Source organism: Prochlorococcus sp. (assembly GCF_965655815.1).
Taxonomy (GTDB): Bacteria; Cyanobacteriota; Cyanobacteriia; order PCC-6307; family Cyanobiaceae; genus Prochlorococcus_A; species Prochlorococcus_A pastoris.
Genome location: NZ_CBFHHZ010000002.1, coordinates 135,393 through 159,092, shown reverse-complemented (window position 1 = coordinate 159,092; position 23,700 = coordinate 135,393). Strand labels below are relative to the sequence as shown.

Below are 23,700 nucleotides of genomic sequence, written 5' to 3'. Positions count from 1 at the left end.
TTTTCAAACAATTTTTTTAATTCTAAGGTAATAATGGAATTTAATAAAGAGCATAAAATAATTGGGATTAGAGTTCTAAGGGATAATGTAATTTGGCTCTGGAAAAAAAATAGATCAGCAGTAGTTATTGATCCTGCTCTTTCTCTACCTGTAAAAGAATACCTAAAAACTAATAATCTAAATTTAGAAGCTATATTACAAACTCATCATCACTCAGATCATATTGGAGGGACTAGAGAGCTTATAAAAGAATGGCCAAATGTTAAGGTTATAGCCTCCTTTAAAGAAAAAGATCGTATACCATTTCAGAATTCATCAGTTAAAGATGGAGACACACTAGAGTTATTAGATGAAGAAGTTAAAGTCCTCGAAGTAATAGGACACACAAGATCTCATATAGCCTTCTATATAAATAACAACGTTCCTATTCTATTTATTGGTGATACTTTATTTTCTGCTGGATGTGGAAGAATCTTTGAAGGTACTTATAAACAAATGTATTATTCTCTCAAAAGAATTAAGTCATTGCCCATAAACACTCTCATCTACTGTGCTCATGAATATACGAAATTAAATCTTTTGTGGGCATTAAATCTTGAACCAGAGAATCAAAATATTAAAAATAAACTCATTGAAGTTGAAAAAAAAATCGCTTTAAAGGAACTTACAATTCCATGCCTACTTGAAGAAGAGATGAAAATTAATCTGTTTTTAAGAGCAGATAATTTAAAAAGATTTTCTTTTTTAAGAGCAAATAAAGATTCATGGGTTTAAATTTATATAAATATCCCTATTTAAATGTCTTCAACAAAAGTAATTAAGACTGCTAATGCACCAGACCCTGTTGGTCCCTATAATCAAGCAATCAAAGCAGGAAATTTTATTTATTGTTCGGGTCAAATTGCCATCGATCCAGTTTCAAATAAAATAAATTGCTTAGGTAATATTGAGAAAGAAACTACTCAAGTTTTAAAAAATCTTTTAGCTGTTCTTAATGCTGGAGGAGCAAGAGCAGAAGATGTAATAAAAACGACTATTTATTTAACTGATTTAAAAAATTTTAAAACTGTTAACGATATTTACAGTGATTTTTTTAATGTAAAGAACCCACCGGCAAGAGCATGTGTAGAAGTTTCTTCTTTGCCAAAAGGCGTTTTAATTGAAATAGATTGCGTGGCTTTTCTAGATTAATTTATTATTATTTAGAAATTTGAAATAAGGACCAATTGTGCGCCATATTTGTATAGATTATTAAATAACAAAACTTCTATGATCTATGACAGCAGCAAAGCTAAATATAGACGAACTAGAAGCAGGCTACCCTTTATTTTGTAAAGCGCTAAGGTTATTAATTTTAAAAGGAAATTCACTAAAAGAGATTGAAAGGACAGTTTGTTGGGGTCATCTTGAAACATTAAACAGATGCCTTCCAGGAAGATATAAAGCCCCTACTTATTTGATGGCTCTAATTAAAAGAGATATAGATAAACCAAATCATTATTAGGTAAATTATTTTTCTAAAAAGTAATTATCTAATCTCATAGAAAATTCTTTTTCATTATTTAGTATTTTCTCAGAATCTAAAAAGATAGATACACTTACAAAATTCTTACCGAAACTAATATTGGGATAGATATTTTTTTCTTTACATAATTCATCTATTTTTTTCAAAAATATACTAATTTTTTGATATTCTTCAAACTCAAATCTTTTTTCAATTCTTGAAGGCGACTCCCTTTGGTTCCACATTAAGACGTGATTTATAACGGCAATTAATACTATACATTTATTTGATATTTTTCGTAATTTTTTGTCAAACAAATCAGGACAATCAAATGCTATAAAAGTCTAATTAGATTCCCAGTAATCTATAATTCCGCCAATAGTTAAATCAGTTTGAACTCCTGGATTAGGGCAAGCAAACCTTGCTGCTGAGCCACTAGCGGTAAAAACCCAATTCCCCTCTCTAGCTCCAACAGGATCAACCGCAACAACTTTTTTACCTTTATTATTTTCTAAAATCCTTAAATTCATATGTCCAAGGCCAGCTACTCTTTGCGTGCAAACCATTCTTCCACATACCTTCATTATTTCCAAAAGTTTTATACCTCAATTTGTTTTGGACTATCGGGATCCCAATGATCAATAATTCCAACAATCGTTAAATCACTTGGATATGATTTACTTCCTGCAGCTTCTCTAGCTGCAGAACTACCAACGCAAATAACCCAATCACCAGGCTTACAACCAACAGCATCAACTGCAACTTTATTTGAGGATCCATCTAAAACTACTTGTAAATGTTTATGTTCAAAACCAGGAATTCTATTGGTTGATACAAGTGGTTTTAAAACCTTGCAAATTAACATAGCTAGTGAGCCTCCTCTGTTTTTTTATCTAAAGACATTCCAATAATTTGAGCGGAATGAATGTTGTCCCTATCTCTAATAGTAAGACAAGTGTGCAACAAACCTTTATCAACTAAATTTTTATATCTAATTGATATCGCATTATTGACTCTATAACAATCTTTTGCAGCCCTATCTTTTGCCCCAGGTACTTTACCAGAATAATCAAATCTTATTACTACGGGAATAGGTAGATCTTGAGAAACATTTAATCCTGTAAAAATCTTTACTCCTACATCCAAATCAGGAGCCCCTTCTTCAACTGTATCAAGATGAGCAAAATAAGTTAAGTTTCTTAGATGAACTTCTTTAAAACCAATCCCAACTCCAATAAATCTCTCAGCATGACCAATATCTTCATAAGATCCTTTATGAAATTTCTTAACATAATCAATCTGAGAAATATTATTAACTATTAATTTAAAGACAAACTTGTCCAATCCCTTTAATTGACCCTTATTAGAATTCCCTGAAATAATCTGACAAATTTCTTTTTCTGCTTCGTCTTTTGAAAAATTTATTGTGGAATTGTAAATGTCTAAACTAGAAATAGTATTTTCTAAATCAATCTTTCCGTCACTTGAAGATAAATGAATCTTTAACGAATCAGTATCAGTATCAAGACCAATTAACATTAGATCTACTGAAGCCCCGCAACAGAAGCTATTTTCTACAGCCTCCCTAAATGCTAGTAATTTTTCACGACCCTCTCTAGCTGCTAATTTATCATCACTACCATGAGCAGCACATCCCTGATGCAAAGGATCGACAGAACTAAAATGATATGTGACTATTTTTAAATACCTTGTATCTCTATGGGCTTCATTTGGCTTGTTTTCTCTATATCTTTTATGTTCAGTTTTTACCCATCTATTAACAGTATTTTCAATATCAAAGAGTGCTCCAGCATGTGATCTTCTTCTAACTGCACTAAATGGAATTCTCATTACATAAGCTATGGAATGAGCTAATCTCCCATCAGAGCAAGGTGTTATGTCTAACAAGTGAATTCCACAATCTAGCAATGTTGTCTCAAAATCATTTGCGTTACTACTTCCAGAAGAACCCTCTAAAGGATCATTTTCAAAAAAATTATCGCTTAATTTCTCGTGCTGCTTAAAAGCGCACCAGGCATATAAGGCCCTCATATCTAATGGTTTAACCCAAGATTTATCTAAAATATGTATTGGCAAATCTATTTCTAAATTTTGCTTAGATATGGATTGAGCTGTATTTATGAAATCCTCATGATGCTGTATACGAGCAATTTCTTTCAAAGTAGGGACAATTCTGTCAAAACTACTTTTTATTTGACTCTCATATTTATAAAGTTTTTCATTCTGAGAATTATTAGTTAACTTATGAGTCTTATCAATATTTTTTAAATTATTTATTTCATTATTCTGTGAATGAACATTTTCTGTAAAGGTTTTCATTGGAGCAGTTGGCCCCAATGTGAAGTTCTTGGCTTTAGCCAGTCCTCTCAAAGGCATTATTTAATTAACCTCTTGCACCACCTGAAAAGGTAACCAGTTGTCCATCACGAGTGTTACCACTAGATCCAGTTATAAGAAAATCAGGTTTTTCTGTCTCATCATTTCTCTTATTATCAACAGGTGGCATTGCTCCCATAAATCCCGCTCTTGATGGATTCCTCTTCCTAGCAGAAACTCCTTCTGTTCCAGTGACTTTATCTCCTCTATCCCAGTCATCACCTGTTATGTTCCCTGCAGATTGACCCTCACCTGTTATTCTAGAAGGCTCTTTTTTCTCTATAGGAATATCAATATTTTGACTTTCTTCTTGTTTCATTTTTTGTTTATAAGTCATATTTTTATTAGGTTCAAATCTAAATTGCTCAGTACCCGTGACTTTATCTTCTGCCATATCAAAAGGTCCTGTAATCTTTGAACTATCTTCATACCTATTACCTGTTACTCCTTCTGTATTTTTAGCTGAATACTTTTCTCTTGATGGTGAATTAACAGAAAATTCTTTCCAAGTATTTGAGGCTGACTTCTCTTGATTTGCATAAGAAGCATCGTTTGGTGGTGTTTCGCAATTTGATAAAAACTGATCTCCTCCAATATATGGGGTTCCAGTTAAATTTTTACAAGAACCTTTTCTTGCTCCAGTCATTACTCCACCAATACCTGGCTGCAGTCCAGTTAATCTAGCATTTGAATTATTGCCAGAATTGACTGTCGCTCGAGATTTCATATCATCAGCAATTTCAGCATTGCAATTATCATTAATCTGATCTAAGCCTGCATAAGGAGTTCCTGTTAATACCTTGCATGACCCAGGCTCATCGCCTGTTACGATTTTTGATCTACCTGTCATTGTTCCACTTATCAAATTAGATTTTGAAGAGAGACTCAAACCAACTTTCCTAGCCTCAGGCTTTGGAGTAGATCCGCAGAATTTTTCATATTGCTGGGAACCAATATATTCATCTCCCGTCACATTTTTACAGCTACCATGTTCATTACCTGTTACATAATCAGATCTTCCTACACCAGTTCCTGTAACGTTATTTCCATTTAAAGTGTCATAACTTCCAACTTTTTCAAATGATTTTCCTTTTGGGCTAGGCTCTGATCCCAGATATTGATCGCCAGTCAACTGCTTCCCAGATCCTGATTCATCTCCAGTTACTAAGGATGATCTTCCTGGCAAGGAACCAGATACTTTTAATCCATCAGTTGTTATACTTTGCTTTACCTTTGATGGTTTTTTTATTACTTCCCCACAATATTTTTTTGACTGATTAGCAGAAATATATTCTGTTCCAGTCAAGTTTTTACAAGTCCCAGGTTCATCCCCAGTAACTTTTTCAGATCTGCCGACTTCATTACCAGTAACCTTATTCCCGGATGTTGTAGTTGTAACAGAGGCTCTTATAGGTTGTTTATATTTTGGTTTGTCTTGACAGAATTGATCAGTCACTTCAGCTCCCATATATTGTGTCCCAGTTACTGTTCTACAGGTGCTAGCTTCATTACCTGTTGTTTTCAAAGATCTGTTTGCTTGTGTTCCTGTAACAGTTTGTCCAGAATCTGTTTCACTTTTTCCAACTTTCCAACTTGCATCAGCGATATTTAATTTAGAGCCATTTTTGTTTGGACCACATGGTCTACACTTACCATTACCTTGTTTTGATGTAGATCCTGTTTTACTTCTAAGTTCTCTTACCCTTTGAGAAATTTCCCTACTAGACAAATCCGGGTCTCCTCTTCTCGCTAAAGAAGCAGCACTTGTATTTTGTTTTGATGCTGATTTTCCATGTTTAGATTGAGCTTCTCTTCTTGCTAAAACAATATCTCTGCTTGTATTTGTTATGGGTTTTCTCTTTTGATTAATTCTTCTTTTGATATTTTGTTTAACTACTTGATTATCTTTAATATTGTTATTGTGGTCTTTTGAGGTCTGAGATTTTTCTGTTGAAATAACTTTATTAACTTTAATATCACTTTTAACATCAGTACGTGTTCTATCTGAAGAATTAATAGCTGATTTACCATGTGTAGACATTGCTTTTCTTCTTTCTATACCAAGTTCTTTACTCGATAATTTTAATGAAGTAGATTTTCTAGCAATTTTATTGGCAGGTATATTAGATTTACTTGGTGATGTTAAAACTTTTTTATTTGAAGAAGTTGCTCCAGTTGAATGTATATCTTGAGATGATCTAACCCTATCTTTAGTAGAAGAAGAATGTAAGGCAGCTTTTTTCCCGCCATCACTCATAGCCTTTCTTCTTTCTAGTGCAATCTCTCTACTTGTTTTTGTTGACATAATCTTCAAATTAGTAACTCTTAAAAAAAACTTTCTCCAATAAAAATTTTAGTTTTAAAAGGAGAAAGATATTGACTGTTAAATAAAAATTTAGCGTCCTTGGAAAACTGCAAAAGCTGTACCTTGACTTTGTGTATAAGCGTCATAACCAATGATTCTTACGTGATGATCAGGGTATGCTCTATGGCATGCTTCTAACTCACTTACAACCAAGTTAAGATCTTTTTCCCCAAAGAAAGGGAGCTTCCAATAAGACCAATAAGTTTGCATACTTCCACTTGGATGTACATGCTCAATAACAGGACTCCATCCTTGAGCAATAATGTAAGCAATTTGATCGTATATTTCTTCCTGGGTCATCGGTGGTAAAAAACCGAATGTTTCCAGGGTAGCAACTGTTTGATAGTCACCAACTGAGCTCTGGAAAGGCATAATTAAATGATTTGTGAATGATATTCTCGTAAAAACGAGGTTTGAAAAATTGAGGAGAAATAATTTTCTCCTCTTGTTTGAAATCTGAGTTAACCTTGAACGTCGAGCTTATCAACGGTATCAAACTCGAACTTGATTTCTTTCCAAGTTTCGAGCGCGATAGCTAATTCAGGACTATGCTTAGCAGCTTCCATTAGAATGTCTCTACTCTCTTTTTCGATTTCGCGACCTGCATTACGTGCTTTCACACAAGCTTCTAATGCAACACGGTTTGCAGCAGCTCCGGCAGCTGAACCCCATGGATGACCATGAGTTCCTCCTCCGAATTGAAGACAAGAATCATCTCCAAATATTGCAAGCAGTGCTGGCATATGCCAAACGTGGATACCACCAGATGCAACAGCAAAAACTCCAGGCATTGATCCCCAATCTTGATCAAAGAAGTTACCTCTTGATCTATCTTCGGGAACAAATGATTCTCTTAAGTTATCAATGTAACCAAGAGTAGTTTGACGATCACCTTCTAGTTTTCCAACAACGGTTCCAGTGTGTAACTGGTCTCCTCCAGAGAGTCTTAAACATTTCGCTAGAACTCTGAAATGGATACCATGCTTTGGATGTCTATCAATAACAGCGTGCATAGCTCTGTGTATATGCAGAAGCATGCCATTTTTACGACACCAGTTTGCAAGGCCAGTATTTGCGGTAAATCCACCAGTTATGTAATCATGCATGATGATTGGCATATCAAGCTCTTTAGCAAACTCTGCACGTTCGTATAGTTCTTCAGGGGTATTAGCGGTGCAATTTAAATAATGACCTTTTACTTCTCCAGTTTCTTGCTGAGCAAGTTTAACGGCTTCAGCAACGAACTCAAATCTTTCTCTCCAACGTTGGAATGGCTGAGAATTGATATTCTCATCATCTTTAGTTAGATCAAGCCCCCCTCTTAGGCATTCATACACAACCCTTCCGTAGTTCTTACCAGACAATCCTAATTTAGGTTTGATGGTACAACCTAGAAGTGGTCTTCCATACTTATTAAGTCGATCTCTTTCAACTACTATTCCGTTAGGTGGTCCACCACAGGTCTTAATAAAAGCAATTGGGAATCTAATATCTTCAAGACGGAGATGTCTTAAAGCTTTAAATCCAAATACGTTACCTACTAAAGAGGTTAACACGTTTGTGATTGAACCTTCTTCGAAAAGATCTAGAGGGTATGCAATAAATGCATAAAATGCTTCTGGATCACCAGGAACGTCTTCGATTCGATAACAACGGCCTTTGTAAAATTCAAGGTCGGTAAGTAACTCGGACCAAACAGTTGACCAAGTACCAGTAGAAGATTCAGCCGCTACCGCTGCTGCAACTTCTTCTCTTGGGACACCTTCTTGGCCTGTGCATTTGAAACAGGCTAACAAATCAGTGTCGAGGGGGACATATTCAGGAGTCCAGTAGGTATCTCTGTACTCCTTTACCCCAGCGTCATACTTCTTACTCATAAGGATAAATTTAGGTCTATTAAGGGAAATTATTTTTTGGCAAAATTAGATTTTGCTTTATTTAATTAGTCCTTTTGACCAAGGAAATCGCCATTACCAAGTGCTGGCTCAACTTCTCTATGAGGGCGAGCAATGATGTGAGCTGCGACAAGACCGTCACCGACTCTCTCACAAGCATCAGCTCCAGCTCTTACTGCTGCGTTAACAGCTCCTGTTTCTCCTCTAACCAAAACTGTGACATAACCGCCACCTACGAATTCACGACCAATAAGACGAACTTCTGCTGCCTTGGTCATTGCGTCTGCTGCTTCGATTGCAGGTACAAGTCCGCGTGTCTCGATCATGCCGAGTGCGATACCCATTGTTTCTGTAGCCATTGCCTACTAATTACTAAATGTGGAATGTTCAATTCGAAGAATGGTCCATAACGTACTGATAAGTCAAGCATTTTTCACTAAATACTCTATTAATGTTTTTTCTATCATTGATAAGTTAAACTTATCACCCTTGCTACTATTGATATGTCAATACTTATCGAAATTAGTTAGTGCATCAAAACATACGGTTGTGTTAATAAAAAATTTACATTATGTTGTGCGCGTACGAGACAGGCCCTGTCTACACAGGTGTGGAATGTTCAACCCCTCCTGTCTCTGTATCAAGTTTTAAAGTAAGATAATATTCACATATTTTTTACATTATTTTGAATTCTTCTTCTGTTCTTACTATTGCAAGCGGAAATCAAAAGAAGGTATCTGAAATATTAGAGATGTTAGATGTTCTATCTTTGAAAGTAAAAAAACAACCCGAATATTTAAATGTAGAAGAGACAGGCAAGACTTATTTTGACAACGCTTTTTTAAAAGCAAAAGCAGCTTCTTTAGAGACTAAGACTTGGGCCTTAGCGGATGACTCAGGGCTTGAGGTTGATTATTTAGATGGAAGACCGGGTATATATTCTGCAAGATATGCCAAAAATAATGATGAAAAGCTTATTAAGTTAATAAAAGAGCTCAGTGATATCCCTTATAGAAGCGCAAAATTCATTAGTTGTATGGTTCTATGTGATCCAGAAGGAAATTTGGTAAAAGATGCAACAGGTATTTGCTGGGGGGAAATTCTTAAAGAACCAAAATATCCTAACGGAGAGTTTGAATCTATTTTTTGGGTTAAAGAGGCTAATTGTGTATATGGAGAATTAAATCATTCTCAATTGAGTAAACTTGGGAGTAGAGGTAAAGCCGCAAAAATTATAGCTCCTTTTTTAAAAAGAGAATTTGGAATAGATTAAAAATCTATTTAATAGTTTGATATTTGATCAATTGCTCTTATTGCAGCCGCTGCGGCCTCTTCAACATCTCCCTCTTTCCCTGCAAGAGTGAGTCTTCCAAAGGCTCCAACGGCTTTTACATCAATGATGGTTATATTAGCGGATTTTTCAGCTTCATTAGCTGCCTTAAGTACATATCCGGCTGGTTCGGTCTCCAAAATAAACATGCTCATTCCAGATTGAATCATAGATCCACTTCTGTTTTGCCTATTGATTAAAACTGCATGATCTGGAGTAATTGCACGAATAACTTCTGTCCAACTTGTTGATGGCTTGGTTCTTTTCCTCACTTCACTCCCAATAGCATCTAAAACCACATCTCCTGAATGCAAAACTGTACTTTGGTCCTTATGGTAAAGAGCTAAAGAGCCAAAGGCTCTTTCCACAATCATCTGACCTAGCCTTACATTACTTGCCTTTAAAGCTATATCAGTAACCCTATGAACTGCCATTCCGGGAGAAACTTCCATCCATAGGCAAGAATCACCTGGAATTGGTAAAAAACCTCTACTCACAGTCCCCATATATGCAGCTAACTGAGGTTGTAAAGAGTCTAAAAAAACATATGTTCTTAATTCTATTTGCTCAACTTGACTTGCTTGTCTTGAAACTAATGACTTTTCAGAGTCAGTTGTTATAAAACAGCTTGCTCCATTGGACTGAGATTGAACTTCAGATCCAGTAACAAGAGAACTTCCTTTTTTTCGATCTCCTCTATTTAAGCTAGAAGTTGGTTCCATTCAGGAGACTATAACGGATTAGGGTTCTTTTTTTTCTATTAAATTAACTTGCATGCTTCGTACGAACCGATAACTTCAAATTAAAGATATGAAATTTTATGGTAACTTCTCAAAAAAAAGCACCAGATTCTTCTGCCTCTGACAATGAATTAAGTCCTGATCAAACCCTAGGTTTAGTGAGCTTAAGTTTAATGCAAAAGTTATCTCAGAAAGATCCTTCATTTAGTTGGTTGGGAGAGATGAAACCAGATCAATTAAATCTTAAAAATCTTAGAGATAGACTAGAGTTAACCGAATTAGCTATTAAGACAGGAGCACCTCTAACAACTTCCGAAGTCTCAATTTTAATGGGAGCAAAGCCTGGCAAATCAAAGATAGAGAGAGGTGGATTACTAGCCATAAAAGTTGCCAGGAATGTCTGGAAATTATCTAAACTTGGCCAAGGAAGTTCTTATTACAGAAATTAAATTTCAGAGTAAATAAATTAGTTTAATTATTCTTATTAAAGTTTTTAAACTTTCATATAAGTTTTTTAAATGTATACATTTTGTAAGAGAACTTATCAATTAGTGCTTAAATCCAAAAGTTTATGCAAGCTTGAAGAATAAGCTCTAAGTATTTTAATGAGTAAAGTAGATCTTAATAAAGAGACTGGTCCTAGAGAAGTCTTTTGTGGCCTTACTTCAATAGTTTGGTTACACAGAAGGATGCCAGATGCATTTTTTCTGGTTGTGGGGTCGAGAACATGCGCACATTTAATTCAAAGTGCCGCAGGGGTTATGATTTTTGCTGAGCCAAGATTTGGGACAGCTATTCTTGAAGAGAAAGATCTAGCAGGTCTTGCCGATGCTCATGAAGAACTCGACAGAGTAGTCAATGATCTTATTTCTAGAAGGCCTGAAATAAAGACCCTCTTCCTTGTTGGTTCTTGTCCTAGCGAAGTGATTAAACTTGATCTCGCCACCGTTGCAGAAAAATTAAACTCCCGATTTTTGGGTCAAGTAAGGTTCGTTAACTATTCGGGCAGCGGGATCGAAACCACCTTTACCCAAGGCGAAGATGGAGCATTGAAAGCTCTTGTTCCATTAATGGAATCTACAGATGATGAGAAATTATTATTAGTTGGGACATTAGCTAATAATGTGGAAGATAGGTTTAAGAAGATATTCAATAATATTGGAATAACAAATGTTGAAAGTTTTCCTCCTAGGCAATCAACTGAATTACCAAAGATTGGAAAGAATACAAAGGTCCTGTTAGCTCAACCATATTTGAGTGATACGGTCAGAGACCTAAAGCATCGTGGTTGTGAAATAATTCAGGCTCCATTTCCACTAGGTGTAGAGGGAAGCACAAAATGGGTTTTAGCCGCTGCAGCTGCCTTTAAAATTAATGAACTAAAAGTTCATGAAGTAATTGCTCCTTTAGCTAATAGAGCCAGGCAGGCAATAGAAAAACACAAAGAAATATTAAGAGGAAAAAAATTATTTCTTTTACCTGAATCACAGCTTGAAATTTCATTGGCAAGATTTTTACATAACGAATGTGAAATGGAACTCATTGAAGTTGGAACACCTTATTTAAATAGAGATTTAATGGAAGAGGAGCTTAATTTATTACCGGATGATACAAAAATTGTTGAAGGTCAGCATGTAGAAAAACAGCTTGATCGTGTAAGAGCTTCCAACCCTGACTTAGTAGTTTGCGGAATGGGTTTAGCAAATCCTTTGGAGGCAGAGGGGATTAGTACTAAATGGTCTATAGAAATGGTGTTTAGTCCCATACATGGAATTGATCAGGCGGCAGACTTGGCTGGGCTTTTTTCAAGGCCTTTAACAAGGAATCAAATACTCACCTCCAAATCATTAGCAACACATTAAATTATGGAATTAACTCTTTGGACATATGAAGGACCTCCTCATGTAGGTGCAATGAGAGTTGCATCATCAATGAAAGATATTCATTATGTTCTCCATGCTCCTCAAGGAGATACTTATGCAGATCTTCTTTTCACAATGATTGAGAGAAGAGGCCAAAGACCACCTGTAACTTATACAACATTTCAGGCTAGAGACTTAGGAGGAGATACAGCAGAACTAGTTAAAAGGAATATTACTGAAGCAGTTGAAAGATTTAAACCAAAAACTCTTTTAGTGGGTGAAAGTTGTACTGCTGAACTAATACAAGATCAACCAGGAGCTCTTGCTAAGGGTATGGGTTTTGATATCCCAATAGTGAACCTTGAACTTCCTGCCTATAGCAAAAAAGAAAACTGGGGTGCTTCAGAAACCTTTTATCAAATAATAAGAACTCTTTTGAAAGATAAGGTAAACGAAATTGAAAAGATTAACCCTAAAAGATGGATGTCTTTAGGTCGAAGACCTAAAGTAAATATATTAGGTCCTACTTTATTAGGATTTAGATGCAGAGATGATGTAATCGAGATTCAACGTATACTTTCAGAGCAAGGTATTGATACTAATGTTGTTGCACCGCTCGGTTCAAGTCCAGATGATATTGCAAGATTAACTGATGCTGATATTAATATTTGCATTTATCATGAGATTGCTGAGACTTCTTGTGAATGGCTTAAGCGTAATTGCGGAATGGAATATACAACTACCATCCCAATTGGTATAAAAAATACAATTAATTTTATTAACGAAGTTCATGAAAAACTTGACCTACCATTAACAAATCAAGAGGAACTAGAGCACAAGTCAAAACTTCCATGGTACTCGAAGTCTGTTGACTCAAATTACTTGACGGGGAAAAGGGTTTTTATTTTTGGTGACGGTACTCATGCTATCGCAGCTGCCAAAATTGCCAAAGATGAACTAGGTTTTGAAGTAGTAGGATTGGGAACTTACAGCAGAGAAATGGCAAGGCAAGTAAGAGCCGCAGCTAAGGAATTAAATATAGAAGCACTAATTACTAATAGCTACCTAGAAGTAGAAGATGCCATGAAAAAAGCATCCCCCGAATTAGTTTTAGGGACCCAAATGGAAAGACACAGCGCAAAAAGACTTGGTATCCCATGCTCAGTAATTAGTACTCCAATGCATGTTCAAGATGTTCCTGCAAGATATAGCCCTCAAATGGGATGGGAAGGAGCAAATGTTATTTTTGACGACTGGGTTCACCCTCTAATGATGGGTCTTGAAGAACATCTCATTGATATGTTCAAACATGACTTTGAATTTGTTGATGGCCATCAAAGTCATCTTGGTCATACTGCCACAAAGGGTCTTGAGAATAAAGAAGATGAGCATGCGCGAAGTAATAACAGTATTCAAAAGAAGGAAACTGTAATTTGGACAGACTCTGGAAGAGCAGAACTTACAAAAGTTCCATTTTTTGTTAGAGGTAAAGTTAAATCAAATACTGAGAAATATGCTCTTTCAAAAGGTCTTCCTGAAATTAGCGACGAGACCCTATACGATGCGAAAGCCTATTTTGGTTAATCCTTATAAATAAATTATTATTCCAACATGAGTATTTTCACTCATAGTAACAATAATAATCGCGGAATATCTAGTTATAAACATATATCTTGTATCTTTAATCTTAATAAATAACTATTTGTTGAGAAATACATTTCTAGAAGCATATTCCTGCAAGAATGTATTTATTAACGTGCAAATTTTAGCTTTAAATGACAAGTACAATAAATAAACCTCTTGATGGAGAAGGCAGTGTTCAAGTCAAGCAAGATCCAAAAGTAAATATTGAAGAAGGAGCATTAGTAATCGCTGTATATGGCAAAGGGGGTATAGGTAAATCAACAACGTCTTCCAACCTTTCAGCAGCTTTTTCAAAATTAGGTAAAAAAGTTCTACAAATAGGATGTGACCCTAAGCACGATAGTACTTTTACTCTTACTCACAAGATGGTTCCCACTGTCATTGATATTCTGGAGGAAGTAGATTTTCATAGTGAGGAATTAAGGCCTACTGACTTTATGTTTGAAGGTTTTAATGGAGTAATGTGCGTCGAGAGTGGAGGTCCTCCCGCTGGTACAGGTTGTGGTGGATATGTAACAGGACAAACAGTAAAGCTCTTAAAAGAGCATCATTTACTAGAGGACACAGATGTAGTTATTTTCGATGTCTTGGGTGATGTCGTTTGTGGAGGTTTTGCTGCTCCCTTACAACACGCTAATTACTGCCTAATTGTTACGGCTAATGACTTTGATTCAATATTTGCAATGAATAGGATTGTTTCTGCAATTCAAGCAAAAGCAAAAAATTATAAAGTCCGATTAGGTGGAGTAGTGGCAAATAGATCCAAAGATACCGATCAAATTGATAAGTTCAATAATAGAACTGGTTTAAAAACTATGGCTCACTTTAAAGATGTAGATGCCATTAGAAGGTCAAGACTTAAAAAGTGTACGATTTTTGAAATGGAACCAACTGAAGATGTGGTTGAGGTGCAAAATGAATATTTATCTCTCGCTAAAAATATGTTAGATAATGTGGAGCCACTTGAGGGTACTCCACTAAAAGATAGAGAAATTTTTGATTTATTAGGATTTGATTAACTACCTAAGCTAATCCAACCAATTTTCTAGTTAATTCATAAGTTTGTCTTGAAATATTTGAATCAATAATTCTCTTAGACAATTTTTGAGAAAAAGCTTTTCTCCCTAACTTTTGGCGATTTCCCCAACTCCAATGGACTGCAGGCTTAGCATATTCCTTAAGCGTCGCTACTTGAGCGACTCTTTCTCCAGCTAATCTTTGAGATACATATCCTTTTGTGATGAATTTCTGAAAGATTGGGAATAAAAATCTAAAAAGCCAAGGGGTATCCCTAAAGAGTTTTGTATCGGCCACACATCCAGGGTAAAGGGAATTAATAATTATTCTTTCTTTAGGATATTTTTTTGATAATTCTTGTACTGTTACCATATTGCACAGTTTGCTATCTTTATAGGCTTTCCCGGGTTTAAATTTTTTTCCATTTGCCATGCTAATTGGAGATAAAAATCCATTTTTAAATCCAGATAAATTACCAAGATCAGCTGGAGCAGGTATAGGAATTCTCCCGCCTAGTTCTGAATAATTTGCCGTAACAGTTCCTAATACGGTTATTCTTGGTTTGAATTTAATTGTTCTACCATTTAAATCAATTTCTTTCTCAGAGGACAAAATATTATCAAGAAGAAGATTAATCAAGAGAAAATGACCAAAATGATTAACTGCCATAGAATTTTCAAATCCTTGGGGAGATCTTTCAGGTTTCCGTAATCTTGGCTTATAAACTGCAGCATTACAAATAATAGAATTTATGGGGTTTTGAAATTTTTTCAATATCTCATAACAACCATTTCTTACATCATTCAAATCAGACAAATCAATTTCTATAAAATGAATATTTTTCATTTCGGAATCTGTTAAGGATTTCTGAGCTATTTCTACTGCCCTTTTATTTGAGCGATTTACCGCTATAACTTCCCACCCAAATCTCAACAATGGTTTTAAGGTATTTAAACCTACTCCTGATGTTGTTCCTGTTATTAGAACTAAACCTTTAATACTCTTACCCACTAGCTATAAAAATTAAAATGAAAAATTCGATAATTAAATGACTTTATAGTCACACTTATCAACGCCATATTACTCTGATTATGTCTCTGGAAATCATTTGATCTTGATCCTTCATAAATCTTTGCTCGCCTTCTAAAGAGATTAAATTATCAAATCTACTACTTAAATTATCAAACCTTAATTTTTCATATAAATAAGAATTTTTAATCTCCCTCAATCTAGTTAATCTAACTTTTGAGCTATATCCAATTTTTAATAAACTCACTATTGCTAAAAGAGAAAAACAAACTTTTAACCCTAGAAAAACAGAGCTTACAAAATCTTCTTGTTCTTTATAGTTTATCTCTATAGCAGATGCTAAAGATCTTTTGTCCGTAGGAGTACTTTTACGGTAATGTTTAGGCAAATTATTTTCAAAAAAAAAATATAAAAGACTCAAGAATAAAAGTCTTCTTTAATTAATAACATAAAGTTTTTTATAATCAAAATTAGTTTTTTATGTTCTAGCTAAACTTATGCCAAGCCTTAAAGCCAATACACCTGCATGCATTACCACAATAAGACCAAGTATTATTAAATTGATTGATTGAGTTGGCTCCATACTAAATACATATTTATTTTCTATATTCTCTACCCAAAAGTGAAAAATTGATAGACTATTACAAAATGCTGTTACGTAATTAAATCAAAAAATAATTTTGAGAATAGATAATCAAGCTTTAATTATTTCAACAACGAAATTAACTGGAGTTGAACAAATGGCTCTAGATTTACATTTTTTAGAAAAAACTATTTCTAAAGTTGAAATTCTTTTTACATTAAGGTTCTATCATTGGGAGGGAAATTGGATTTCTCTTGGGTATCATCAAAAAGTAATTCCACCTCATTGGGAAAAGCTATTAGAGGATGGAATCATCAAGGTAGTAAGAAGACCCTCAGGAGGGGGTGCAGTACTTCATTCTGGAGGGATCACATACGCTCTAACATTTAAAAAACCTTCCTATAAGATTTTTAGTTATGAGCTAGTAAATAATTGGTTAATTAAAAGTTTTAATGAATTAGGTTTAGGTTTAAAAAGAGGGACTTTAAGAAAATCAATAATTAAAGAGAACTGTTTTGAATCATCTTATGTGTCTGATTTAGTTGATCAATATGGTTTTAAACGTATAGGGAGCGCCCAATACAGAAAGAAAGGGGCATTTCTTCAGCATGGGGAAATTCAACTTAACCCCCCAAGAGACTTATGGTTAAGATTATTTGGAGAAGAGCCTCCAAAAAAAATTAATTTAAATCTTACTTATGACGAAATAATTAAATATTTGATTAATTCATTTTTAGAATCCAAGTCAAATATAAAAATTGAAAAAATCTACTATCAAAAAGATGAGATTAAAGAATTATTGTGACTTGAATTTATTCAATTTCTCCTTTTTTTCTCATTAATTTTATAATTTTGGGTAATTGAACACCCAGTGGATACTGATCCTTATTATTAAATTTACTGATTAGATTGGAAGGTAAATTTAAACCTAATTTATTAAACACAAAATAACCAATTTTATTTCTGTCAATTATTCCCAGTGGTATATCAGCAGAATTGAGTACGAGTACTATACCTTCATTAGATTTCTCTATTTTTTCAATAGCTCTCCATAACTCAGTACTAAAATTGACACTCTCAAATTTCTTAATGGACTTTTTAAAATCCCCAACTAAAGTACGGTCCCATTTTTTTACTGAAACAGATTTTAAAATTTTTTCCTCAATAAAACCGTCCCATCTGCCACTATTAGTCAAAAACAAATATTTATCTTGTTTATCTTTTTTACTTTTAACCACATTATTTAACTGCACAAAATTTGAATTGAATTCTATTTTTCTTAATGGCTTAAATTTAAGTTCAGAAACTTTACTTAATTTTAAAATATTTTCAATTTTAAAAAATTGATTTTCAGACTTTGATGAATTAATACCAAATAATCCCAAAAAAGTAAGTAATAAACCATAGTAAAAATTGAAACTAAATAAACATATAATTCCAAAAAGAAAAACTAAAATTGATAATATTAAAGTTAATTTATTTAAAAAATTTCTTCCTTTATTTTTACTTCCTGAAAAATACCAAATTGTACTCTTCAACAAATTACCTCCATCTAAAGATCCAATAGGAATTAAGTTTAAAAAGCCTAGAAAAAGATTTAATATTGCTACTCTGTTCAATATATTTGTGAATATTTGTTCGTTGGATTCAGTAGGATTACTAATGAAAATAAGAATTAATGCCGTCGAAAAACATAATAAAGGCCTAACTATCGAGATTTTTATATTACCCAAAGCTGTTTGACATTCCTTTTCTATTTGCAAAACTGCCCCTAGGAAGTAAAAGGTAATATTTTTTATTTTTACTCCTTGATTTAACGAAACAAAAGTATGTAAGACCTCATGGAATATGATCGTGCTTAATAAAAAAAAAGAAGTTAAGAAACCAATCAACCAAGCTTCCTTAATATTATAAATTTCACCAGAAGTTAAATTAACTTGATTAGAAATACTCCATGAAAATAAAAAAAGGATTGCAAACCAGTAAGGATGTAATTTAAAGGGAATTCCCCTTATTTTAAAAATTTGCAAACTCCTCAAAAATAATCTCCGTTATATTTACAAATAATATTAATTCTACCTATAAGATAAAGATATGCTTGAGACCAAAACTTTAGTTAAAATTTGCGGAATAACTTCCATTGAACAAGCTGTTCAAGTAGCCGAATTAGGAACTAATGCAATAGGTATCATTTCGGTGGATGAATCTCCAAGATATATTTCCCCAGAAAAGAAAAAAGTAATCTTCAGAACTTTAAAAGATTTATATCCAAATATTGATAGAGTTTCAGTTGTAAAAAATAGTCCTATTGATTCAATTATTAAAGGGTTTTTAGGAGAACCAAACGAAACTATAATTCAACTCCATGGAGATGAGGATATTGATTATTGTCAAAAATTAAAAAAACGGATTCCGGACGTTGGCTTATGGAAAGCTTTTAGAATAAAAAATAAAAAAGATCTTGAAAAGATTAAACCTTATGAAAACTTTATAGATGCAATACTTTTAGATTCATGGAATAAAGAAACATATGGTGGTTCGGGGAAAAAAATAAAACAACAATATTTAGAAGATTTAAGTTTCAGCAAACCTTGGTGGATTGCAGGAGGCGTTTCCACAGATTGGATAGGTGAGATTTTAAAAAATATAAAACCAAGTGGTATTGATATTTCGAGTAGCGTTGAAACCGCTCCAGGAATAAAAGATATTCAAAAAGTTGGTTTGATTATAAAAGAAGTAAGAAAATACTAATTTTTAGTAATTATTATTAGAAGATTGTTGTTTTACTAGTTCAAAAAATTCTTGTTTTAGACTTATATCATGTCTAAAATCTCCTCTAACTACTGAATTTATCATGCTAGTATTCGGCTCTTTAACTCCTCTCCATTTCATACAGTAGTGTTGAGCTTTGACTATTATGCCAAGACCTTTAGGTTCACATAATTTTTCTATTTCATCAGCAAGAATCATTACAGCTTCTTCTTGTATATGAGGTCTGGAAAACACCCAGTCTGCCACTCTAGCAAACTTTGAAAGTCCTATAACTTTGCTACCTGGTTTAATTCCTATCCAACATTCTCCTAAAATTGGAACTAAATGATGAGAGCAAGCGGACCTTACTGATATTGGTCCAACAGTATAGATTTCGTCAAGGTTTTTATCATTTGGAAAACTTGTAACCTTTGGTTGTTCATGATATCTACCTTTAAAAACTTCGTTTAGGTACATTTTTGAGACTCTTTCTGCAGTCTCCTGAGTATTATGGTCATTGTCCACATCTATGATAAGGGACTTAAGTAAATCTTTAATTCTGGAAGCAACTTCTTTTTCTAGAATTTCTAGCTCACCAGGATTAATAAAGTCAGCGATATTATCGTTTGCACTGAATCTTGTACCTTTGCTCTTTATACGATCCCTTATTATTTCTGAGATTAATTTATTAGTAATTTGTTCATCAAAACTTTTAATATTATCGTTGGGTAATGTAGAAGTCATAAAATTCTAAACAGGAAATAGTATGCAAACTAGATTAACTGTATCTTTCTTGGGCTTAATTGCTTACACACTATATCACATTCTTATGTTTAATCGGGTTCATCAATTCCTAAAAAAATTTACTTTATCGTTTTTAAAACTTGATAAACTATGGTCAAAAAGCACCCCCAGCAGGCATGAGAGTTAAATCTTCTATTGCTTGAGAGTCTGGTTGTTCAGCCATATATAAAATAGTATTTGAGACATTAGTTGAAGAAAGCATAGAGGTTCTATCGAAATCTGATTTAATTGATTCCGAGTCCCAAAGAGGGGTATTAACTGAACCTAAAGTTATTGTACAAGCTCTAATCGAGTTAGTCCTCTCTTCTTCTCTGAGACACTTTGTAAACATCGCTAGAGCAGATTTTGATACACAATAGGCACCCCATTGAGGAAAAGCATTATTAGAGGCATGACTACTAACATTAATAATTAAGCCACCATTTTTTCTCATTTTGGGAACAATTAAACTACATATCTGAAAAACACTCGTGAGGTTAATTTGAATTATTTCTTGCCATTTTGTTAGAGCCATTTCAACTAAATTTCCATTAAAAGCACATCCAGCATTATTTATTAAAACGGAAGGGCACCCATATTTTTTTATTGATTCATTAATTGAATTATCTATTTCATCTGAATTAGATAAATTGCACTTTACAACATTGATTGTTGACCCCGTATCTGATAGCTCATCTCTTAGCATTTCCAACATCTCTATATCTCTTGCGAGTAAGATTAAATCCCAACCAGCATTTGCGAAAGTTACTGCTGTAGCCCTCCCAATACCTTTAGTAGCTCCTGTAATGTATGCTAATTTCAATTTATTCTGTTATTTGAGGTAAATTTTCCTGAATTTCTTCAAAATTATTTGATTCAATAAATTTTCCCAAAACCCTGAATTTTGAATATCTTTGTTCTAAAAGTTCCTCTTTACTCAACTCTAATAATTCACTAAGATTTCTTTCAATAGAGCCTTTTAGAGTATTGCCAGCCTCTATAGGAGCCCAATTATTACCACCTGCAGGTTCTGACAAAACCTCATCTATTACGCCCAATTCAAGAAGATCTTGTCCAGTTATTTTTAACGCTGTTGCAGCTTCAGAAGCTTTTGCAGCATCTCTCCAAAGAATTGAGGCACAAGCTTCTGGACTAGCAACGGTATAAACACTGTGTTCAAACATCAATAGCCTATCAGCTACTCCAATTCCAAGAGCTCCACCAGACCCTCCTTCACCAATAATAGTGGCAATTATTGGGACTTGAAACCCAAACATTTCTCTTAGATTTCTAGCTATGGCTTCTCCTTGACCTTGTTCTTCTGCAGAGAGGCCAGCATATGCACCAGGGGTATCAATAAAAGTAAGGATAGGCAATGAGAATCTATCAGCATGCTGCATTAACCTTAGAGCTTTTCTATAACCTCCCGGTTTTGCCATCCCAAAGTTTCTAACTACATTTTCCTTCGTATCTCTTCCTTTCTGATGACCCAATAAAAGCACCGGTTGATTATTTATCGAACCTAAACCTCCAATTAAGGCCATATCATCTCCTCCATTTCTATCTCCATGTAATTCAGTCCAATCATCACAAAACATTTGAATAAAATCCAAAGTACTTGGTCTTTGTGGATGTCTGGCTACCTGTATTTTCTGAGCAGGAGTTAGGGACCTAAAAATCTCCTCTCTTCTTCTTGTAGCGAGTGTTTCTAGTTGCAGTAACTGTTGACTAACATCTACTTCTGAATCTCTTGCTAATTCTCTAATTTGCTCTATTTGCTTCTCAAGCTCGACAAGAGGTTTTTCAAAATCAAGAAGATAACGTCTTGGCATGATTCAAACTGCTAATACTTTTGGATGCTTATCTAGGCCAATTGCAGAGAAGCCATGCTTTACAGAAGCAGCTCCAATGAACTCCATTTTCTCGAGAGATATATTATTTCTTCCCCAGCTAAAGTTTGTATGACATTTTTCAAATTCTAAAATCATTGCTTCTGCAAAACATGCAAACATTTCTCTCTGAGGATTTTGCATTTCCGCTAGTTCCATCATATTCCAACCTATATCATTGAAGAACCTTACTATACCTCCTTTCACAACATGTATATTATTACCTTGAAATTTTTCATCTAGATTCTTTGGATACCCTCCATCAATCATTAAACATGGCTGTTTAAGATTATTGGTATTGATTTCCATGGTCTTTGGCATACTTGCTACCCATACAACGATATCGGCTTCAGGTAATGCTTCTTCTAGATTTTTTATAGTTCCACCATCTAATTCTTTTTGCAAAGACTCCAAAGGTTCCTTTTGCCTTGCTACCAAAAGAAGTTCACCAATACCTGTTTTATTAATTAACCATCGACAAACAGCACTGCCAATATCACCTGTAGCACCAACTACAGCAACTGTTGCACTTTTTAGATCAATTCCTATTTTAGGAGCATTCATCTCTAATTGCCTGCAAATAACCCATGCAGTATGAGTATTCCCAGTTGTAAACCTTTCCCATTCAAGTGAGGTATTCCTAATCTGCTTATGTTGAAGGAGATTAAAATTTTCAAAGATGATAGAAGTGAACCCTCCTAAAGCGGTAATATTAATACCTTTTTTTTGAGCTAATTCCATCGCATTTAATACTTTTCTTCTTGCCGTTTTAAATCTTGAAAGCATTTCAGGAACGAAACATGAATCAATATAAGAACCTTCTATCGATATCCCTGTAGCACTTTTAACTTCTACATTTTCCACTAGTTGAGGTGGAGCTGTGCACCATACATCCAAGTCACCATCAGCAATATGATCAAAGCCCAATAATGAAGCCTTTCTTTTTGCATCTTCAAAACTAGTTGAATGACCTATTAGCCCAAACATTGATTACCTTATTAATGGAATCTATTTATTGATATGAACAATAGCACAGTGCTATTAACTAAATAGATAAAAATTATTTTTGAATCGACTAATTAAATCTATAAATAAATTAGACGATAGCGGCCATTGCCATTCTTGCAATTTCTCTATTATCTAAACCTATTTCAAGGAGTGTATCTTGGTAGGCAATCATGAATTCTTCCATTAATTCTTCCCTATCCATAGCTAATACTGAAGCATCTTCCGAGACTTGATCTAACATCTTCTTAATTAATGGAAGGTTAACCTTATTTGCTTCCATTAGCTCTTCTTTACAAGTCGCTAAATTTTCTTTTAGCCATTCTTGTCCATAATTTAAATGAAGATATTCATCTTTAACAACACCTTGGGTAATTTTTTTCGCAAAAGGATCAGCAACTCTTATGTAAACGTGATAAGCAGATATAGCAAAAGCTTCAATTAAGATTGCCTGAATTAATAAGCATGTAGTTGTCTTGCCATTAGATAACGCAACTTGAAAATTACCATGTAATTTGGAAAAGAATTCTTTAGCAAAAATCATGTCAGCTTGAACACCTAGATTTCTTCCACATGCAGTAAAACCTCTTTTGTGCTTAAGCTCCATTTTCGCTAATTTGGTTAACTCTTCTAATTCGTTAGGAATTAATGTTGCTAAGGAAATGTAATTATCATGTGCCTCTTGTTCACCTTCAATAACTATTGCATTTATCCTGCTATAAGCGTCTTTGTAAGAATCAGTAGTAAAATCGGGTAAATCAATAGAATTTTCTAGATTAGTTTTTTTATTAGATTCGAGTGTTTGCATGTCAGTAATCTTTAGCTCATTATGCCTAAGTTTTACACAATTATAGTGAGTTTATTTAAATATGATGAAAATAGTTTCAATTGTTAAACGATATTATT

Annotated in this window: 28 protein-coding genes; 10 read left to right on the top strand and 18 right to left on the bottom strand. The window is 34.0% G+C overall.

What is annotated here, in order from left to right; genetic code table 11:
* Positions 1–33 precede the first annotated feature (33 nt).
* From gloB to ACTF45_RS03965, 3 genes are all read left to right on the top strand, one after another.
* Positions 34–774 carry a hydroxyacylglutathione hydrolase gene (gloB, locus tag ACTF45_RS03975; protein WP_438949379.1) on the top strand — a complete coding sequence of 247 codons (741 nt, stop codon included), beginning with the start codon at positions 34–36 and terminating at the stop codon, positions 772–774.
* 24 nt (positions 775–798) lie between these two features.
* A complete protein-coding gene (locus ACTF45_RS03970) occupies positions 799–1,191 on the top strand; it encodes a Rid family detoxifying hydrolase (protein ID WP_438949378.1) in 393 nt (130 codons plus the stop codon).
* An 85-nt stretch (positions 1,192–1,276) separates the two neighbouring features.
* Entirely contained in the window at positions 1,277–1,504 is a 228-nt protein-coding gene (locus tag ACTF45_RS03965) for a DUF3136 domain-containing protein (protein WP_011132191.1), read from the top strand.
* 5 nt (positions 1,505–1,509) lie between these two features.
* Here the strand turns inward: ACTF45_RS03965 and ACTF45_RS03960 are convergent, their stop codons facing one another.
* From ACTF45_RS03960 to ACTF45_RS03925, 8 genes are all read right to left on the bottom strand, one after another.
* Entirely contained in the window at positions 1,510–1,749 is a 240-nt protein-coding gene (locus ACTF45_RS03960; RefSeq protein WP_288348017.1) for a 4a-hydroxytetrahydrobiopterin dehydratase, read from the bottom strand.
* A 99-nt stretch (positions 1,750–1,848) separates the two neighbouring features.
* Positions 1,849–2,097, bottom strand: a complete 249-nt coding sequence (locus ACTF45_RS03955; RefSeq protein WP_438949377.1) for a carboxysome peptide B — start codon at positions 2,095–2,097, stop codon at positions 1,849–1,851.
* A gap of 5 nt (positions 2,098–2,102) precedes the next feature.
* A complete protein-coding gene (locus ACTF45_RS03950) occupies positions 2,103–2,369 on the bottom strand; it encodes a carboxysome peptide A (RefSeq protein ID WP_011132188.1) in 267 nt (88 codons plus the stop codon).
* Positions 2,370–2,371: 2 nt separating this feature from the next.
* Positions 2,372–3,901: a carboxysome shell carbonic anhydrase gene (locus ACTF45_RS03945; RefSeq protein ID WP_288346663.1), complete on the bottom strand. Its 1,530-nt coding sequence runs from the start codon at positions 3,899–3,901 to the stop codon at positions 2,372–2,374.
* A gap of 7 nt (positions 3,902–3,908) precedes the next feature.
* Positions 3,909–6,206, bottom strand: a complete 2,298-nt coding sequence (csoS2, locus tag ACTF45_RS03940; RefSeq protein WP_438949376.1) for a carboxysome assembly protein CsoS2 — start codon at positions 6,204–6,206, stop codon at positions 3,909–3,911.
* 90 nt (positions 6,207–6,296) lie between these two features.
* Positions 6,297–6,638 (bottom strand): ribulose bisphosphate carboxylase small subunit, encoded by a 342-nt coding sequence (locus tag ACTF45_RS03935; protein WP_011132185.1) that lies wholly within the window; start codon positions 6,636–6,638, stop codon positions 6,297–6,299.
* Between the two features lie 89 nt (positions 6,639–6,727).
* Entirely contained in the window at positions 6,728–8,143 is a 1,416-nt protein-coding gene (locus ACTF45_RS03930) for a form I ribulose bisphosphate carboxylase large subunit (protein WP_002805854.1), read from the bottom strand.
* Positions 8,144–8,208: 65 nt separating this feature from the next.
* On the bottom strand, positions 8,209–8,520 hold the full coding sequence (locus ACTF45_RS03925) for a BMC domain-containing protein (RefSeq protein WP_011819929.1): 312 nt from the start codon (positions 8,518–8,520) through the stop codon (positions 8,209–8,211).
* Positions 8,521–8,846: 326 nt separating this feature from the next.
* Between ACTF45_RS03925 and ACTF45_RS03920 the strand changes: the two genes are divergently transcribed.
* Entirely contained in the window at positions 8,847–9,434 is a 588-nt protein-coding gene (locus ACTF45_RS03920) for a non-canonical purine NTP pyrophosphatase (RefSeq protein WP_438949375.1), read from the top strand.
* Positions 9,435–9,442: 8 nt separating this feature from the next.
* On the opposite strand, the gene ACTF45_RS03915 is transcribed toward ACTF45_RS03920, so the two are convergent.
* The gene (locus ACTF45_RS03915; RefSeq protein ID WP_438949374.1) at positions 9,443–10,213 is read right to left on the bottom strand and encodes a BMC domain-containing protein; all 771 of its coding nucleotides are present in this window, start codon (positions 10,211–10,213) and stop codon (positions 9,443–9,445) included.
* A gap of 98 nt (positions 10,214–10,311) precedes the next feature.
* Here ACTF45_RS03915 and ACTF45_RS03910 point away from each other — a divergent pair, with 98 nt between their 5' ends.
* From ACTF45_RS03910 to bchL, 4 genes are all read left to right on the top strand, one after another.
* The gene (locus ACTF45_RS03910) at positions 10,312–10,680 is read left to right on the top strand and encodes a hypothetical protein (RefSeq protein WP_288346667.1); all 369 of its coding nucleotides are present in this window, start codon (positions 10,312–10,314) and stop codon (positions 10,678–10,680) included.
* 156 nt (positions 10,681–10,836) lie between these two features.
* Entirely contained in the window at positions 10,837–12,093 is a 1,257-nt protein-coding gene (locus tag ACTF45_RS03905; RefSeq protein WP_288346668.1) for a ferredoxin:protochlorophyllide reductase (ATP-dependent) subunit N, read from the top strand.
* Positions 12,094–12,096: 3 nt separating this feature from the next.
* Positions 12,097–13,677 (top strand): ferredoxin:protochlorophyllide reductase (ATP-dependent) subunit B, encoded by a 1,581-nt coding sequence (locus ACTF45_RS03900; RefSeq protein ID WP_438949373.1) that lies wholly within the window; start codon positions 12,097–12,099, stop codon positions 13,675–13,677.
* 191 nt (positions 13,678–13,868) lie between these two features.
* Complete coding sequence (gene bchL, locus ACTF45_RS03895) at positions 13,869–14,756, top strand: ferredoxin:protochlorophyllide reductase (ATP-dependent) iron-sulfur ATP-binding protein (protein WP_011132178.1); 888 nt, start codon at positions 13,869–13,871, stop codon at positions 14,754–14,756.
* 4 nt (positions 14,757–14,760) lie between these two features.
* Here the strand turns inward: bchL and ACTF45_RS03890 are convergent, their stop codons facing one another.
* The 3 genes from ACTF45_RS03890 to psaM all read right to left on the bottom strand — a co-directional run bounded on the left by ACTF45_RS03890 (position 14,761) and on the right by psaM (position 16,366).
* Positions 14,761–15,765, bottom strand: a complete 1,005-nt coding sequence (locus ACTF45_RS03890; protein WP_438949372.1) for an SDR family NAD(P)-dependent oxidoreductase — start codon at positions 15,763–15,765, stop codon at positions 14,761–14,763.
* Between the two features lie 58 nt (positions 15,766–15,823).
* Positions 15,824–16,171 carry a hypothetical protein gene (locus ACTF45_RS03885; protein WP_288346671.1) on the bottom strand — a complete coding sequence of 116 codons (348 nt, stop codon included), beginning with the start codon at positions 16,169–16,171 and terminating at the stop codon, positions 15,824–15,826.
* A 90-nt stretch (positions 16,172–16,261) separates the two neighbouring features.
* Complete coding sequence (gene psaM / locus ACTF45_RS03880) at positions 16,262–16,366, bottom strand: photosystem I reaction center subunit XII (RefSeq protein ID WP_288346672.1); 105 nt, start codon at positions 16,364–16,366, stop codon at positions 16,262–16,264.
* Positions 16,367–16,523: 157 nt separating this feature from the next.
* Here psaM and ACTF45_RS03875 point away from each other — a divergent pair, with 157 nt between their 5' ends.
* Positions 16,524–17,171 (top strand): lipoyl protein ligase domain-containing protein, encoded by a 648-nt coding sequence (locus ACTF45_RS03875; RefSeq protein WP_288346717.1) that lies wholly within the window; start codon positions 16,524–16,526, stop codon positions 17,169–17,171.
* 7 nt (positions 17,172–17,178) lie between these two features.
* Here the strand turns inward: ACTF45_RS03875 and ACTF45_RS03870 are convergent, their stop codons facing one another.
* Positions 17,179–18,396 (bottom strand): site-2 protease family protein, encoded by a 1,218-nt coding sequence (locus tag ACTF45_RS03870; RefSeq protein WP_288346673.1) that lies wholly within the window; start codon positions 18,394–18,396, stop codon positions 17,179–17,181.
* 64 nt (positions 18,397–18,460) lie between these two features.
* Here ACTF45_RS03870 and ACTF45_RS03865 point away from each other — a divergent pair, with 64 nt between their 5' ends.
* Entirely contained in the window at positions 18,461–19,117 is a 657-nt protein-coding gene (locus tag ACTF45_RS03865) for a phosphoribosylanthranilate isomerase (RefSeq protein WP_438949371.1), read from the top strand.
* 3 nt (positions 19,118–19,120) lie between these two features.
* Here ACTF45_RS03865 and folE read toward each other — a convergent pair whose 3' ends face one another.
* From folE to ACTF45_RS03840, 5 genes are all read right to left on the bottom strand, one after another.
* On the bottom strand, positions 19,121–19,861 hold the full coding sequence (folE, locus tag ACTF45_RS03860) for a GTP cyclohydrolase I (protein ID WP_288346675.1): 741 nt from the start codon (positions 19,859–19,861) through the stop codon (positions 19,121–19,123).
* Between the two features lie 154 nt (positions 19,862–20,015).
* A complete protein-coding gene (locus ACTF45_RS03855) occupies positions 20,016–20,723 on the bottom strand; it encodes an SDR family oxidoreductase (protein ID WP_288346676.1) in 708 nt (235 codons plus the stop codon).
* Between the two features lies 1 nt (position 20,724).
* The gene (locus ACTF45_RS03850; protein ID WP_438949370.1) at positions 20,725–21,732 is read right to left on the bottom strand and encodes an acetyl-CoA carboxylase carboxyltransferase subunit alpha; all 1,008 of its coding nucleotides are present in this window, start codon (positions 21,730–21,732) and stop codon (positions 20,725–20,727) included.
* Between the two features lie 3 nt (positions 21,733–21,735).
* A complete protein-coding gene (locus ACTF45_RS03845; RefSeq protein ID WP_288346678.1) occupies positions 21,736–22,776 on the bottom strand; it encodes a long-chain acyl-[acyl-carrier-protein] reductase in 1,041 nt (346 codons plus the stop codon).
* Positions 22,777–22,885: 109 nt separating this feature from the next.
* Entirely contained in the window at positions 22,886–23,602 is a 717-nt protein-coding gene (locus ACTF45_RS03840) for an aldehyde oxygenase (deformylating) (protein WP_288346679.1), read from the bottom strand.
* Positions 23,603–23,700: the final 98 nt, after the last annotated feature.